The sequence below is a fragment of the Enterobacter sp. CPE_E1241 genome (assembly GCF_045618265.1).
Lineage (GTDB): Bacteria > Pseudomonadota > Gammaproteobacteria > Enterobacterales > Enterobacteriaceae > Enterobacter > Enterobacter adelaidei.
On sequence record NZ_JBIWYV010000001.1, the window covers coordinates 2,100,696 to 2,115,477 of the forward strand.

A 14,782-nucleotide genomic window follows, 5' to 3' on the forward strand; every position below is an offset into this window, starting at 1 on the left:
GCGAAACCCTTAACGATGTCCGTACACGCGCGGACGCGTGTAATAGTCGATGAGCGGAACGGTAATGTTGGCGAGCAGGACGGCAAATGCCACACCATCCGGATAGCCACCAAAGCTGCGGATCAACCATACCAGCAACCCAGCCAGCGCACCGAAGATCAGGCGGCCACGGTTGGTCGTTGACGCGGTAACCGGATCCGTCAGGATAAAGAATGCGCCTAACATGGTCGCGCCGGAGAGCAAATGCAACTGCGGGCTGGCCAGTGACTCGGGGGAGAACACCCAGCCCAGCGTGGCACAAACCGCCAGCGTCACGAGGAAGCTGACCGGGATATGCCAGCGGATGGCTTTTTGTTGCAGCAGGAACAGACCGCCAAGCAGATACGCCAGGTTAACCCACTGCCAGCCTGCGCCTGCCAGCACGCCACTGTAGATGGCTGATTTCATAATCTGTTCAACGCTGTGGCCCGCGTGCAGGGACGTTTTAAACGTATCGAGAGGCGTCGCCTGGCTGATACCATCCACGCCCATACGCAGCGTGTTCATATCAGCGCCGAGTGCGGTATGGCCGGTAAAGATCACGTGCAGGGCATCCATAAAGCCCGGAACCGTTGCCGCAATCTCATGCGGTGGCAACCAGCTTGTCATCTGTACCGGGAAGGAGATCAGCAGCACCACGTAGCCGATCATTGCCGGGTTAAACGGGTTATGGCCGAGCCCACCATACAGTTGTTTGGCAATTATCACTGCGAAGACGGTACCGAGTACCACCATCCACCATGGGGCAAACGGTGGAATACTGATGGCCAGCAGCAGGCCGGTCAGTAGCGCGGAGTTGTCGGCAAGGATGCGGGAAACGACCATCTTGCGCAGTTTAAGCACCAGGGCTTCAGCGGCTAAGGCGCTGACACAGCCCAGGACTATCTGGAACAGGGTTCCCCAGCCGAAAAACCAGCACTGAACGGCAATGCCCGGCAGCGCGGCCAGGCAGACCAGCATCATAATGCGCGATGTCTGGCGCTGGTTGTGGGTGTAAGGGGAACTTGCGATTCTGAAAACCATTTAATCCTCGTTAACTGCTTGCTGTGCGGCTTTCTTCGCCTGAACGCGCGCGATGGCAGCGGCGACGGCAGCTTTACGCGGGTCGTCATTTGCGGCCTGCGGTTGCTCTTCCTGCTGCGCCGCTTTACAGGCTTTGGCGCGGGCTATTGCTGCTTCAACGGCGGCTTTGCGCGGGTCGACCGGCGTTTCGGGTTCGGTAGTTTGCGTCTGTTGTGCTGTCTTACGGGCTTTGGCACGGGCTATTGCCGCTTCGACGGCAGCTTTGCGTGGATCCACGGCCTCTTTCTCGACCACCACGTTTTGCTCACCGGCTTTACGGGCTTTGGCGCGGGCAATTGCCGCTTCAACGGCGGCTTTACGTGGATCAACCTCAACTTCAGCCTGAGCTGTTTGTGCTTTTTCAGCCTGACGGGCGCGAGCCGCTGCTTTACGCGCTTCGCGGGCCGCAATCGCTTCGCTATTATCCGGTTTCTCACCCGCCGGGATCACCACGGTTTGGGCTGCGGTCGCTTTTTTCTCGCGAACGCGCGCCAGTGCCGCGTTAATGGCATCCTGATCTTTCTCACCTGGCTGAACAGCAGCCTGCTTATGGCGTTCCTGACGAGCCGCTTTTTCGCGCTCCAGTCGAGCCTGGCGCGCTTCAAAGCGGGCTTTTGCTTCGGCTGCACGTTTTTCTTCCATTGAGATGGCATAAATTTCAGCCTTCTCCTGGCGGAAATACTGCACCAGTGGAATGTTACTTGGGCAAACCCAGGCGCAGGCTCCGCATTCAATACAGTCAGCCAGATTATGGGCTTGTGCTTTGTCGTGCAGTTGGCCTTTACTGTACCAGTACAACTGCTGCGGAAGCAGGTCCGCCGGGCAAGCGTCGGCACAGGCACTACAGCGGATACAACCTTTCTCCTCCTGCTCTTTGCCCATTTCGATTGGGGAAGGCGCAAGCAGGCAGTTCGTGATTTTGACCACCGGGACATCCAGCCACGGCAGGGTAAAGCCCATCAGTGGGCCGCCCATGATCACCATCTGGTCGCTGCCAGGGCAAAACTCAGCCTGTTCCAGCAGGTGACGAACCGGCGTTCCCAGTCGCGCCCAGACGTTCCCCGGACGCGAGACAGACTCTCCGGTCAGCGTTACCACGCGCTCGGTCAACGGCTCGCCGTCAATCACCGCGCGCTTCACCGCATAGGCGGTCCCGACGTTTTGCATCAGCACACCGATATCTGAGGAGCGTCCACCGTGTGGCACTTGTTTACCGGTAAGAATCTGCGTCAGCTGTTTTGCGCCACCAGAAGGGTACTTGGTTGGAATGACGCGCAGGGCGATATCATGGCTACCGGCCAGTACGGCGCGCAGCATTGAGATGGCCTGTGGTTTATTGTCTTCAATACCAATCAGTACTTCTTTCGGCTGCAGAATGTGCGCGAGAATGCGAATACCTTCCACCACCTGGGCGGCGCAATCCTGCATCAGACGATCGTCTGCGGTAATATACGGCTCGCATTCAGCGGCATTGATAATCAGCGTCTGTATTTTATCGCCACCGCCACGCAGTTTGACACCGGTAGGGAAGCCTGCGCCGCCCAGTCCGGCAACACCGAACTGATGAATACGCTCGATGAGCTCGTCGCGACTCCGGTTGCGGTAGTCGCCCCAGCCGTCACGCTCGATCCAGCGATCTTCACCGTCGGCTTCAATAATGACGCTGAGTTCTGAAAGTGCTGACGGGTGAGCCACCGTATGCGGGGCAATCGCCACCACTTTACCGGACGTTGGCGCGTGTACAGGCAGCATTCGTCCCCGGCCAAAGGTCAGCGGCTGGCCGCGAAGAACCGTATCGCCTTCTTTCACACACAGCTCGCCCTCCGCGCCAATATGCTGCTTGAGCGGCATAACGTAGCGCGTCGCCAGCGGAATTTGACGCAGTGGGGTGCCGTTGGACTGGGTTTTCATCTCCGGCGGATGAATACCGCCGTCAAAGTCCCAGATCTTCTCTTTTCTGAAAGCAGAAAATAACTTAAGCATGTTGTTCCACAGGAATGTTGCGAACCGGAATGGTTTGAAGATCCCACTTCCAGCTTTCGGTAGTCGTTTCAACCGGGCGCAGTTCAATACATTGCGTCGGGCATGGCGCTACGCAGAGGTTGCAGCCAGTACACAGATCAGCGACGACAGTGTGCATGGCGCGGGTTGCGCCAACGATGGCATCTACAGGGCAGGCCTGAATACATTTGGTACAGCCGATGCAGTTCGCTTCGTCGATCACAGCAAGGGCGCGAACCGGCTCCTGGACGTCCGCATCGCCATCAATCGGCTGCGGGTCAACGTTCAGCAGAGCCGCAATTTTCAGCATTACCGCCTCACCACCCGGTGCACAGCGGTTAATTTTTTCACCCTGAATCCCTACCGCTTCGGCATAGGGGCGGCAACCGGGATAGCCACACTGTCCACATTGGCTTTGTGGAAGAAGCTCATCAATTTTTTCAACAACAGGATCGTCCTCTACCGCAAAACGGCGGGAGGCGTAACCCAGGATAAGGCCAAACACCAACCCCAGGACGCTGATAGAGGCGATGGCAATCCAGATAGCATTCATTACAACTTCACCAGACCACTAAAGCCCATAAAGGCCAGAGACATTAAACCTGCGGTCACCAGCGCAATCGCGTTACCGCGAAACGGCGCAGGGATATCCGCTGCGGCGAGGCGCTCACGAATAGAGGCGAACAGCACCATCACCAGAGAAAAACCGACGGCCGCAGAAAAACCATACAGTGCCGATTGCATAAAGTTATGCCCAAGGTTGATGTTCAGCAGCGCTACGCCGAGCACGGCGCAGTTGGTGGTAATCAACGGCAGGAAAATCCCCAGCAGGCGATAGAGCGCCGGACTGGTTTTGCGTACCACCATTTCGGTAAATTGCACAACCACTGCAATAACCAGAATAAAGGCCAGCGTACGGAGATAGGTTAACCCCAACGGGATAAGGATCCAGGTATCAATCCACCACGCGCAAATAGACGCCAGCGTCATGACAAAGGTGGTCGCCAGCCCCATGCCCATTGCAGTTTCCAGTTTTTTGGAAACGCCCATAAATGGACATAGGCCAAGGAACTTCACCAGGACGAAGTTGTTAACCAGCACTGTGCCGACAAAGAGCAGTAAGTAATCGGTCATTATTTAGCCTGAAATAAAAAAGCCGCCTATTATCGGATAAACCAACGCAGGCGACAACAGGTTATCTGTAAGGTTATTACGGGTTCACAAAGGTGTTTTTCACCCGTGTCGAACGCTTAAAATAGGGCACCAGCAGCGCAGCGGCCAGTAAAGGGAAAAGTAGCTGGCGGACGGCCAGTGCGTCAGAAACCGGCGAAAAAGCAAAAGCTTTTACCGCCAGCAGGACCGAAATCAGCAGCCAGATAATGTAATGCTTAGGCACACTTTTACGGCGCTTAAAGAAAGCGATGGTCAGCCACAGCGTGTAGTACCACATCCCTATCGCGAAAACGAACGATACAAACCACATCGCAATATTAAGCACACTTTGCGACATCAGCGTCTGGATGGCATGCGGGGTAATCAGTGCGGTGGTATAAAGCAGCAGCGCAAGTGATGCGCTTAATAAGGCAACCAGCAGCCATGCCAGTGGGGCGATTAACCAGCCTCCAATGCGTTCTCCAGGCGTTGCGGTCATAAACTCTCCCATAATCTGCGCGAAATGTTGTACAGCCAGTTTGCAGGGCGGAGAGTATATAACATTTCGCGCTGATGGCTACTTTCTTATAAAACGTAACGCCAGACAGACTTAGGCACTTCACCCACATTGAACAACCGGCCTCCGGAGACCAGTTCCGCACGGCGATGGTCAGCGGCACGATACATGTTGATGATTTCCTGATTATCCGACAGGGTGTAGTTCAGATGGTCAAACAGTTTTTCCAGGCTTTCAAGCGAATTGATCTTGCGAAATTTTAATAAATAGTCCTGAACTGTCATATTAATAATTTTCCATATAAAAGTGAGTAATACCAGTTAAGGTAATTCGTTCGAATAATAAACGGATTAATAAAGACGTAAACAGCCCACTCAGGTAATGCGACTAAATTAGGAGTTTTCTTTGCTGAAAGTTTCAGGCATCAAATGATGCCTGGAAGAGAAGGTTAACCGTGTTCACCAGGGCTGGCAATACGTAACTGACATATTGTGTCACTCTTTATTGCAGTAACCGGTTACTTAGGTTGGGCGACTGTGACAGGCTCCGGCGGCTGGTAGTTATCGATATGGCTGGCAACGCCAAGCAAAATGACCGATACCCCAAGAACAATCCATCCCGCTAATTCAATGATTCGATTAATAATTGACGTCATGATTCGTAGTTGTAATTTATCCATAAATACAGGGAGCAGATGTTACAGCGGCGTTTCCCCGGCGGCAAGTGCTTTGGGAACGGTTCCCTTAAACAAAATCAGGTGGTTAATACTATGTAACAAAAACAACCCATACAACCTGCTATTTTAAGTCATATGGCACATTATTAATCTGTGGTAATGCCAGGCTAGCCAGTGTGAAATAAGAACGCCATAAAAGAGGATGACACTATGAGTGATAATATCCGCGTCGGGCTTATTGGTTATGGATATGCGGGAAAAACGTTTCATGCGCCTCTGATCGCCGGGACGCCCGGAATGGCGCTGGCTGCCGTATCCAGTAGTGATGCAACTAAAGTCCATGCCGACTGGCCTTCCGTGCCGGTTGTCTCTGAACCTAAACATCTTTTTAACGATCCGAATATTGATTTAATTATCATCCCCACGCCAAACGACACGCACTTTCCGCTGGCAAAGGCGGCGCTGGAAGCCGGCAAGCACGTGGTCGTTGATAAACCCTTTACCGTGACGTTGTCACAAGCACGCGAGCTTGATGCGCTGGCAAAGAGCCTGGGCAGGTTACTTTCGGTATTCCATAACCGCCGTTGGGACAGCGATTTTCTGACCGTAAAAAGGCTTCTCAGCGAAGGTACGTTGGGGGAGATCCTCTTTTTTGAATCGCATTTTGACCGTTTTCGCCCGCAGGTACGAAACCGCTGGCGCGAGCAGGCCGGTCCGGGTAGCGGCATCTGGTACGATCTGGCCCCGCATCTTCTGGATCAGGCCGTGAATCTGTTTGGCCTGCCGGTGAGTATGACGGTCGATCTGGCACAGCTCAGGCCTGGCGCGCAGACAACGGATTATTTCCATGCGGTTTTGAGTTACCCACAGCGTCGAATTGTGCTCCACGGGACGATGGTGGCGGCCGCAGAACCCGCGCGCTATATCATTCACGGTACGCGCGGTAGCTATGTGAAGTTTGGTCTCGACCCGCAGGAAGATCGCTTAAAAAACGGGGAGCGTTTGCCACAGGAAGACTGGGGCTATGATATGCGAGACGGTGTCGTGACGCAGGTTGAAGGTGAGGAGCTGGTGGAGGAAACCTTGCTGACTATTCCGGGTAACTACCCGGCTTATTATGCGGCTATCCGCGATGCGCTGAACGGAACGGGGGAAAATCCGGTTCCGGCAAACCAGGCCATTCAGATTATGGAGCTGATTGAGCTGGGTATCGAATCAGCCAAACATCGCGCCACGCTCTGTCTGGCATAAGGTACAGGTATTTTGTAGGCCGGGTGAGGCGCAGCCGCCACCCGGCAAAAAGGCTTACGCGGATGCCACCTTATCCCGCAGCGCCTGCTTCTCTTCAGGCGTCAGGAAGGCGATCTCCAGGCCGTTGATCTGCGCCTGACGAATTTGCTCGCGGCTCAGACCCGCCTGAGGTGCGGCAATGTTGTATTCGTGAATAATATCCACCCCCTGAACCGCCGGATCGTCAGTGTTCAGTGAGGCCAGCACACCGTGCTCAAGGAACGTTTTCAGCGGGTGCTGTGCCAGCGTTGACACGGTGCTGGTCTGAATGTTGGACGTCAGGCACGACTCAATGCCGATGCGCTGCTCCGCCAGGAAATCCATCAGGGCGCGGTCTTCTACCGCTTTTACGCCGTGGCCGATACGCTCGGCGCCCAGCTCGCGGATGGCCTGCCAGATGCTTTCCGGACCTGCCGCTTCACCTGCATGAACGGTAATGTGCCAGCCAGCGTCACGCGCGCGGTTGAAATGGGACAGGAACAGACTGCCCGGGAAGCCCAGCTCATCACCGGCGAGGTCGACCGCAGTGATGGCATCGCGGTGCGCCAGCAGCGCCTCCAGTTCCTGCAGGCAGGCGGCCTCACCGAACGTACGGCTCATGATGCCAATCAGACGGGCCTGGACATCAAACGTTTTACAGCCTTCTCGGACGCCTTCAATGACGGCTTCCACTACGCCTGCAACGGGCAGGTTGTGGCTCATCGCCATATAGCCTGGCGAGAAACGCAGTTCGACGTAATGCAGACCGTTACGGGCGGCATCTTCGATGTTCTCGAACGCCACGCGGCGGCAGGCATCCAGCGAGGCCAGCATCTTCACGCCCCAGTCGAGTTTGCTCAGGAAGCTGACCAGATCCGGTTCATTGGAGGTGACCTGAACATGAGGGATCAAGGACTCAAGTGTCTGAGCAGGGAGCGTTAAATTGAACTGGCGGCCAAGATCGAGGATGGTTTGGGCACGAATGTTACCGTCAAGGTGACGATGAATATCAGTTAATGGCAGGCGTGTATCAATCATGGTCGCACTCTTTTCTGGTTAAAGTGCGCCATATTATAAAAACAAAACGAGGTAAAAAGCTATTTGCGCAATGGAATATTCCGTTGCGCAAATGAATTACAGTAGCGTGTTAATCCCGGCGATAAGGCGTTGAACCCCTTGTTCCAGCTTGCTGCGCGGGCAGCCAGCATTCAGGCGCACAAAGCCATTTCCCTCTTTACCGTAGGTATTTCCTGGCATGATGGCGACTTTTTGCTGCTCGATCAGCACTTTTTGCAGCGCCCGGTCGTCAATGTTCAGCGGGCGCAGGTCAATCCAGGCCAGATAGGTTGCTTCTGGCGGCTGCCAGTTCAGTTTCGGAAAAGCGCTGTTTATTTCCTGCGCGATATACGACAAATTTTCTTCCAGATAACGCCGCAAGGCATCCAGCCACGGCTCTCCCTGCTGATAGGCGGCGATATGTGCCGTCAGTGCCAGCACGGAAGGGGAAGAGAGTCCGTCCCGGCCTTTCAACGCGCTAAGATAACCGTTACGGCTTTCTTCATCACCAATCAGGCCGTAAGCGCCGGTCAACGCCGGAATATTGAAACTTTTCGAACCGGAGGTGAGAAGCGCCCATTTGCCGCGCGCTACCGCGTTCCACGGTGTGTGACGACGATCTCCCCACACCATGTCCATATGTATTTCATCGCTGATCACCGCCACGTCATAGCGTGCGCACAGTTCCGCCATGTGGGTCAACTCATCCCGCGTCCAGACCTTGCCGGTCGGGTTTTGCGGGCTGCACAGCAGCAAAATTTTGTTTTCAGATTTTGCAAGGGCCGCTTCCAGCGCAGCCATATTTCCCTGCCAGCCTGCGGCATGCTTTTCCATCTCGACGGGCACCACCTGACGAGCATTGCCTTCAATGGTTTTGTAAAACGCATCGTATGCCGGGGTGTGTACCACCACGCCGTCGCCGGGGTTTGACCAGAGACGAATCAATTCAGAGACCATATAAATGACGGAAGGACCATAAACGACGGTTTCCGTATCAATCTGGCTATTAAACCGCTGCTGGAACCAGTGCGCGACGGCTGCCAGGAACTCCTCGTTCTTCCAGCGGCTATAGCCAAACACGCCGTGATGAATGCGCTGTTGCAGCGCCTCGTTAATGCAGGGGGCGGTGGCGAAATCCATATCCGAGATAGTGAAGGGCAGCAAATCGGCCGCGCCAAAACGGTCGGCGACGTAATCCCACTGTGTACACCAGGTGCCGTGACGATCCACGACGGTAGAAAAATCAAACATGACGTGCGTCCTTAAAGTAAAACCCCCTCATGGTGAGGGGGCTGAGGCATCAGGCTTCGACAGTTCGCATCAGGGTCGCCAGCTCATCTTTCACTGACTGTACCTGTGGGCCGATAACCACCTGCAAATTGTGCTGATTGAGTTGCACCACGCCGATGGCCCGGTTGGCTTTCAGGGCGTTGGTGTCTACTTTCGACATATCCGCCACTGACAGACGCAGACGGGTAATGCAATTATCCAGAGAGGTGATGTTATCCGCACCGCCCAGCGCCGCCAGAATAGCAGGGGTGTTATAGCCGGATTTACCCACGCTCCCGGCAACAGCCTGCTCAACATTGCTCGCTGTATCGGTATCACGACCTGGCGTTTTCAGATTAAAGCGGGTGATGGCGAAGCGGAAGATACCGTAATACACCGCGAACCAGATAGCCGCCACGACCGGCACCAGATACCACTTGGTGGACAGGCCGTGCAGAATACCGAACACCACGAAGTCGATCACGTTGCCGTCGGTGTTGCCGATGGTAACGCCCAGTACCGCCATCACGGTAAAGCCCAGACCGGTCAGCACGGCGTGGATGAGATACAGCACCGGTGCGACGAACAGGAACAGGAATTCGATTGGCTCAGTGGTACCGCCTACCACGCAGGCGATCACGCCGGAAATCAGCAGGCCTTTAATTTTATGACGATTCTCCGGGCGTGCACAGTGGTACATTGCCAGCGCAGCGCCAGGAAGGCCGCCGAGGAAGGCAGGCATTTTCCCCTGAGACAGGAAGCGGGTTGCGCTTTCGGAGAAGCCGTGCGTAGTTGGGCAGCTTAACTGTGCCTGGAAGATAGTCAGTGCACCGCTCACATCGTGACCGCACACCTCCATGGTACCACCCGCTTCGGTGAAGCGAATCAGAGCCACCAGGATATGTTGCAGGCCAAACGGCAGCAGCAGGCGTTCACCGGTACCGAAGATCATCGGTCCAAAATCTCCCGCGCCGTTAATGATGCGCCCAATGCCGTTGATACCCATCGCAAAGACTGGCCAGATCAGCGGAATGATCAAACCAAACAGACCCATTACCACCAGGGTAATAATCGGCACAAAGCGGGTACCACCGAAGAACGCCAGCGCATCCGGCAGACGGATATTGTGGAAGCGTTCGTGCAACATCCAGATGATCACCCCGGCGATCACCGCACCGAGGATCCCGGTATCAATAGACTGGATACCAATCACGCTCTGAATGTTGTTGGCTTTCAGCACCGCAGCGTCGGTGGTAGGCAGAATGCCTTTCGCGGTCAGCCAGAAGTTAACGGCCAGGTTCATCACCGCGTAACCCACAAAACCGGCAAACGCGGCCACGCCTTTATTCTCGCGCGCCAGACCCAGCGGGATAGCAATACAGAACATCACGGGCAGGAAACTGAAGGCAAAGGAGCCGACCTTACTCATCCAGATAAAGATCGCCTGCAGCACTGGCGCGCCGAGGAACGGGATCAGCGTGATGACGTCTTTACTGCTGAGTGAACTGCCGATCCCGAGCATGATCCCGCAGAACGAGAGGAGTGCCACGGGCAGCATAAAGGTTTTACCCAGTTGCTGGAAAAACTCCCACAGCGATATTTTTTGTGCTGCTTTCGCCGTCATAAAACGACTCCTTTATTGTTAAAATCAGTTTATCTGCTTCAATGCTGCGAGAAGATAAAACGTTTTATCAAAGTTTAGTGCGCGCTAAATCACATTCTCAGGCTTTGACTGGTAGTATAAAAATAACGTATTGATAAAACGTTTTACCGATCTCATTTCAGGGAGTCACGCCGACACATGGCTGTAGCGAAAAAAATCACCATCAACGATGTTGCGCTGGCGGCGGGTGTTTCCGTCAGCACCGTTTCTCTGGTGCTAAGCGGGAAAGGGCGGATCTCTCCTGCGACCGGCCAGCGGGTGAACGAGGCGGTTGAACAGCTGGGCTTTGTGCGCAACCGCCAGGCATCGGCGCTGCGCGGCGGGCAAAGCGGGGTGATTGGCCTGATTGTTCGCGACCTGACGTCACCTTTCTATGCGGAGCTTACCGCCGGGTTAACCGAAGCGCTTGAAGCGCAGGGACGAATGGTCTTTCTGCTGCACGGCGGTCGCGAGGCCGATCAGCTTCTCTCCCGGCTCGATATGCTGCTGAACCAGGGGGTGGACGGGGTGATCGTCGCCGGGGCGTCGGGCGTGGGCAGCGAACTGTGCGAGCGCGCCGCCGCGAAAGGCGTGCCGCTGGTGTTTGCTTCGCGCGCTAGCTACCTGGACGAGGCCGATACGCTGCGCCCGGATAACATGCAGGCCGCGCAAATGCTGACCGAGCATCTTATTCGTCGCGGGCATCAGCGCATTGCCTGGCTGGGTGGGAAAAGCTCGTCCCTGACCCGCGCCGAGCGGGTAGGCGGCTACTGCGCGACGCTGATTAAATACGGCCTACCATTCCACAGTGAATGGGTCGTTGAGTGCGAATCCAGCCAGAAGAAAGCGGCGGAAGCGATAAGCGCGTTGTTGCGCAGCAGCCCGACGATCAGCGCCGTGATTTGCTATAACGACGTGATTGCCATGGGAGCCTGGTTTGGGCTGATCCGCGCCGGGCGTCAGAGCGGCGAGGGCGGGGTAGAAACCTTCTTCGGCCATCAGGTGGCGCTCGGGGCATTTGCCGACGTCGGCGAAAACGCGCTGGACGATCTTCCAATCGTCTGGGCCACGACGCCCGCGCGGGAGATGGGTTACACGCTGGCAGACAGGATCATGCAGCGCATCGAGAATACGGATGTCCAGGCCGGGCACCAGATTGTGGCGGCGCGGTTGGTGACGGTGAAATAGACGCCTCTGCGCCACCCGGCAATAAAAAACCCCTCTAGCGAGGGGTTTTCGTTGTTTACTGCTGAGATGCAGCCGGTTCGGCTGGCGCTGCCGGTTCAGCCGGGTCCGGCATCCCCAGAGCCGGCATACCAAACATGCCGACGAAGTCTTCCAGCGGCATTTTATCGCCGTTGAGCGTGACCTGGCCGTTGGCGTACTGCAGGCTGGTGGAAATCGTGTTGTTCTCCACCTTGGTGATGCGGAACATCTGGCCCATCGCCGCCAGGCCTTTCACCTGCTGGTTCGCCAGCTTGCCGGCGTCTTCATCACCGTAGCCTTCCAGTTTTGCAATCTGGGTCATAAACTCGGTTGCCATCTCCATTGGGATGGTCAGCTTGCTGTCGAGCGACTTCACGCTGCGATCGACTTCCTGCGCCAGCGTTTGCGGTTCACCCGTGGCGGTTGCCGGATCTTTCAGGAACAGAGACAGGTTGAAGTTGGTTTCACCTTTGCTGTTTTTCCAGCTCAGCGGTGCAACGGTTATCACCGGCTCGCCTTTCAGCAGGATCGGCAGGTTATTGAATAGCACCGCTATCGCCTGCTGCTGATATACCTCAGGGTTCTGCTGCAGTGCGGTATCGGTCAGCAGCGCCTGGCTCTCTTTGCTGTATTTCTGGCTAAACTCATGCCACGCCTGACCGTCAATATTGCCGATCTTCAGAGAGAGTTTGCCGGTTCCCAGATCCTGATTCTGCACTTTCAGGCTCTTCAGCGTGTAGTCCAGTTGAGTATTGATGCTCTTACCGTCTTTGGAAACGTCGGATTTGCCGTTGACGTCCATGCCTTCCAGCACGGCCATCTCTTTTCCTTCAACCGCAATGGCAACCTTATCAAGAGACAGTTTTTGATCGCCGATACGCTCTTTAAAATCGGTCATTCGGCTATTGCCGTCGGCTTTCAGATTATTGAAGGTGAGCTGAACTTTCTGGTTGTATTCATTGACGGCATTGACCAGGCCACTTTCCGCTTCCCCCGTCAGGGAGAACACGTTTCCGTCGCGGTCAGCATCAAGCTTGAAGTTACCGCCGCTGAAGGCGACTTTCTCATTCTCTTTCTCGTAGTTCAGCGCTTTCAGGGCAATATCGGAACTCGTGTCACCGGCATAGCTGATGCGGGTGTTAATCTCGAAAGGTGATTCATTCTTCGCCAGGTCGAACAGCGGTTTGGTCAGGTCGTTGTTCACCAGTACGGTGTGAACGGATGCCATCGACGGGATCAGATTAAAGGACTTCAACTGCGCCAGAGGCAACGGACCGTGGCTGACCACTTCATCCAGCACCACACTCTGGCCCGGTTTCAGCCAGCCGTTTTCAGTACCGGCAACCGGCTTCACCACAACCTGCATATGGCTGGTAAATACGCCGCGCTGATAATTCTGGTAGCTCAGCTCAAGACCGGCTTCCGGCGCGCTGCGTTTAAGCTCGCCGTTAGCCTGCGCCACCATCTCAGCCAGACGGCCTTCCAGCTGTTTCCCGGTAAACCAGGAGGCACCCGTCCAGACCACGCCTAACGCTACAATCACTCCAACCGCTACGACCGATTTTTTCATTGCGACTATCCCTAAAATGAAACCAGGCGGTAGACACCGCCCGGAGATATAAAGCCAGCAACTAGCTTAGCAAGAGTTGTTAAAAAATTCAGTAAGTCCCTATAGCTTATTAAAAACGCGCGCCAGGCGGCCTTTACCGCTAATGCTAACCGGAGATTCATTGGCCGCAACGAAAGCCGACTCGCCCGGCTTGAGCACCAGACGCTGTTCTCCCTTATGCAGCACCGCTTCGCCCTCTACGCAGAACAGGATCGCCGCGCTCTCCTGCGCGATGGTCGTTTCTGTCTGGCTCAGGTCGTGCAGTGAGAAAGCAAAATCCTCAACCGGGATAGGGAAGTCCAGTTCTGCGCCGTTTTTCACCGGCTGAGTCAGCAGCTCGCCGGCCGGTTTCGCCACGAACTGCACATTGGCAACCAGCTCAGGAATATCGATATATTTCGGCGTCAGACCCGCGCGCAGCACGTTGTCGGAGTTGGCCATTACCTCCAGGGCGACACCCTGCAGATAGGCGTGAGGCGTTTCGGCAAACAGGAACATCGCTTCGCCCGGGTTCAGCTTCACCACGTTCAGCAGCAGCGGAGAGAACAGTCCGCTGTCGTCCGGGTAGAATTCGGAAATCAGGCGGATAGTCTCCCACGGTTCACCTTGCTGCGTGTTTAGCGCTGCTTTAAGCACCGCCAGCGCGTGCGATTTCTCTTCACCCTGCATGTTAAGCAGGCTGGCAAACAGCTGGCTCAGCGCGTCTGCGTTTTGGTTTTCGAGGAAGTGGGCGATAGCCTTGCTGGCACCCGCGACCGGTTGCAGCAGGGAAATGATCTCTGAAAACTCGCGGAACGCATTCATCGCCAGGAACGGGGTCAGCGCAAAGACCAGCTCCGGCTTATGGTTAGGATCTTTGTAGTTACGCTCGGCGGCATCTAACGGAATGCCTGCGGCGTTCTCTTTGGCGAAACCAATCTCAGAGGCTTTCTTGTTCGGGTGAACCTGAATGGAGAGCGGCTGGTCGGCGCACAGTACTTTAAACAGGAACGGCAACTCACCAAAACGGCTGGCAACCTTGTCGCCCAGCAGCGCGCCTTTATCGGCATCAATGACGTCGCGCAGAGCGCGAATCTGGCCGCTGGCATCTTCAATTTTTGAGCTGCTCTTCGGGTGCGCCCCCATCCACAGTTCTGCCATCGGCAGGTTGTTCGGGTTCGCGATACCGTAGAGATCCGTTAACGCAGTTTTACTTCCCCAGGCGTAGTTTTGCACTGAGTTAATGAGTTTTTGCATTATCAAGCCCTGATTCAAATGTGGAATTAACTCCGGGTATTAAAGCAA

The 14,782-nt window shown here is 55.3% G+C and carries 14 protein-coding genes; 2 read left to right on the plus strand and 12 right to left on the minus strand.

Annotated elements, in window-relative coordinates:
• Positions 1-9: 9 nt before the first annotated feature.
• From rsxD to blr, 7 genes are all read right to left on the minus strand, one after another.
• A complete protein-coding gene (gene rsxD, locus ACJ9Y9_RS10275; protein ID WP_028017311.1) occupies positions 10-1,062 on the minus strand; it encodes an electron transport complex subunit RsxD in 1,053 nt (350 codons plus the stop codon).
• A complete protein-coding gene (gene rsxC / locus ACJ9Y9_RS10280; RefSeq protein WP_407226099.1) occupies positions 1,063-3,084 on the minus strand; it encodes an electron transport complex subunit RsxC in 2,022 nt (673 codons plus the stop codon). It abuts the gene before it with no gap.
• Positions 3,077-3,655 carry an electron transport complex subunit RsxB gene (gene rsxB / locus ACJ9Y9_RS10285; protein WP_028017313.1) on the minus strand — a complete coding sequence of 193 codons (579 nt, stop codon included), beginning with the start codon at positions 3,653-3,655 and terminating at the stop codon, positions 3,077-3,079. Before rsxB ends, rsxC begins: the two co-directional genes overlap by 8 nt.
• Positions 3,655-4,236 (minus strand): electron transport complex subunit RsxA, encoded by a 582-nt coding sequence (gene rsxA, locus ACJ9Y9_RS10290; RefSeq protein ID WP_008500564.1) that lies wholly within the window; start codon positions 4,234-4,236, stop codon positions 3,655-3,657. The genes rsxB and rsxA overlap by 1 nt, the downstream gene beginning before the upstream one ends.
• Positions 4,237-4,312: 76 nt before the next feature.
• A complete protein-coding gene (locus ACJ9Y9_RS10295; protein WP_023311379.1) occupies positions 4,313-4,753 on the minus strand; it encodes a DUF2569 domain-containing protein in 441 nt (146 codons plus the stop codon).
• Between the two features lie 86 nt (positions 4,754-4,839).
• On the minus strand, positions 4,840-5,055 hold the full coding sequence (gene ydgT / locus ACJ9Y9_RS10300; protein ID WP_006174966.1) for a transcription modulator YdgT: 216 nt from the start codon (positions 5,053-5,055) through the stop codon (positions 4,840-4,842).
• A 233-nt stretch (positions 5,056-5,288) separates the two neighbouring features.
• Complete coding sequence (gene blr / locus ACJ9Y9_RS10305) at positions 5,289-5,414, minus strand: division septum protein Blr (protein WP_168112406.1); 126 nt, start codon at positions 5,412-5,414, stop codon at positions 5,289-5,291.
• A gap of 243 nt (positions 5,415-5,657) precedes the next feature.
• Here blr and ACJ9Y9_RS10310 point away from each other — a divergent pair, with 243 nt between their 5' ends.
• Positions 5,658-6,698, plus strand: a complete 1,041-nt coding sequence (locus tag ACJ9Y9_RS10310; protein ID WP_028017314.1) for an oxidoreductase — start codon at positions 5,658-5,660, stop codon at positions 6,696-6,698.
• Between the two features lie 54 nt (positions 6,699-6,752).
• On the opposite strand, the gene add is transcribed toward ACJ9Y9_RS10310, so the two are convergent.
• The 3 genes from add to malX form a co-directional block, all read right to left on the minus strand.
• Complete coding sequence (add, locus tag ACJ9Y9_RS10315) at positions 6,753-7,754, minus strand: adenosine deaminase (protein WP_028017315.1); 1,002 nt, start codon at positions 7,752-7,754, stop codon at positions 6,753-6,755.
• A gap of 96 nt (positions 7,755-7,850) precedes the next feature.
• Positions 7,851-9,023: a MalY/PatB family protein gene (locus tag ACJ9Y9_RS10320; protein WP_028017316.1), complete on the minus strand. Its 1,173-nt coding sequence runs from the start codon at positions 9,021-9,023 to the stop codon at positions 7,851-7,853.
• A 49-nt stretch (positions 9,024-9,072) separates the two neighbouring features.
• Positions 9,073-10,665, minus strand: a complete 1,593-nt coding sequence (gene malX, locus ACJ9Y9_RS10325) for a maltose/glucose-specific PTS transporter subunit IIBC (RefSeq protein ID WP_028017317.1) — start codon at positions 10,663-10,665, stop codon at positions 9,073-9,075.
• 177 nt (positions 10,666-10,842) lie between these two features.
• Between malX and ACJ9Y9_RS10330 the strand changes: the two genes are divergently transcribed.
• The gene (locus ACJ9Y9_RS10330) at positions 10,843-11,871 is read left to right on the plus strand and encodes a Mal regulon transcriptional regulator MalI (protein ID WP_028017318.1); all 1,029 of its coding nucleotides are present in this window, start codon (positions 10,843-10,845) and stop codon (positions 11,869-11,871) included.
• Between the two features lie 55 nt (positions 11,872-11,926).
• On the opposite strand, the gene ACJ9Y9_RS10335 is transcribed toward ACJ9Y9_RS10330, so the two are convergent.
• The gene (locus tag ACJ9Y9_RS10335) at positions 11,927-13,459 is read right to left on the minus strand and encodes a YdgA family protein (protein WP_028017319.1); all 1,533 of its coding nucleotides are present in this window, start codon (positions 13,457-13,459) and stop codon (positions 11,927-11,929) included.
• A 99-nt stretch (positions 13,460-13,558) separates the two neighbouring features.
• Positions 13,559-14,734: a mannose-6-phosphate isomerase gene (manA, locus tag ACJ9Y9_RS10340; RefSeq protein WP_028017320.1), complete on the minus strand. Its 1,176-nt coding sequence runs from the start codon at positions 14,732-14,734 to the stop codon at positions 13,559-13,561.
• Positions 14,735-14,782 lie beyond the last annotated feature (48 nt).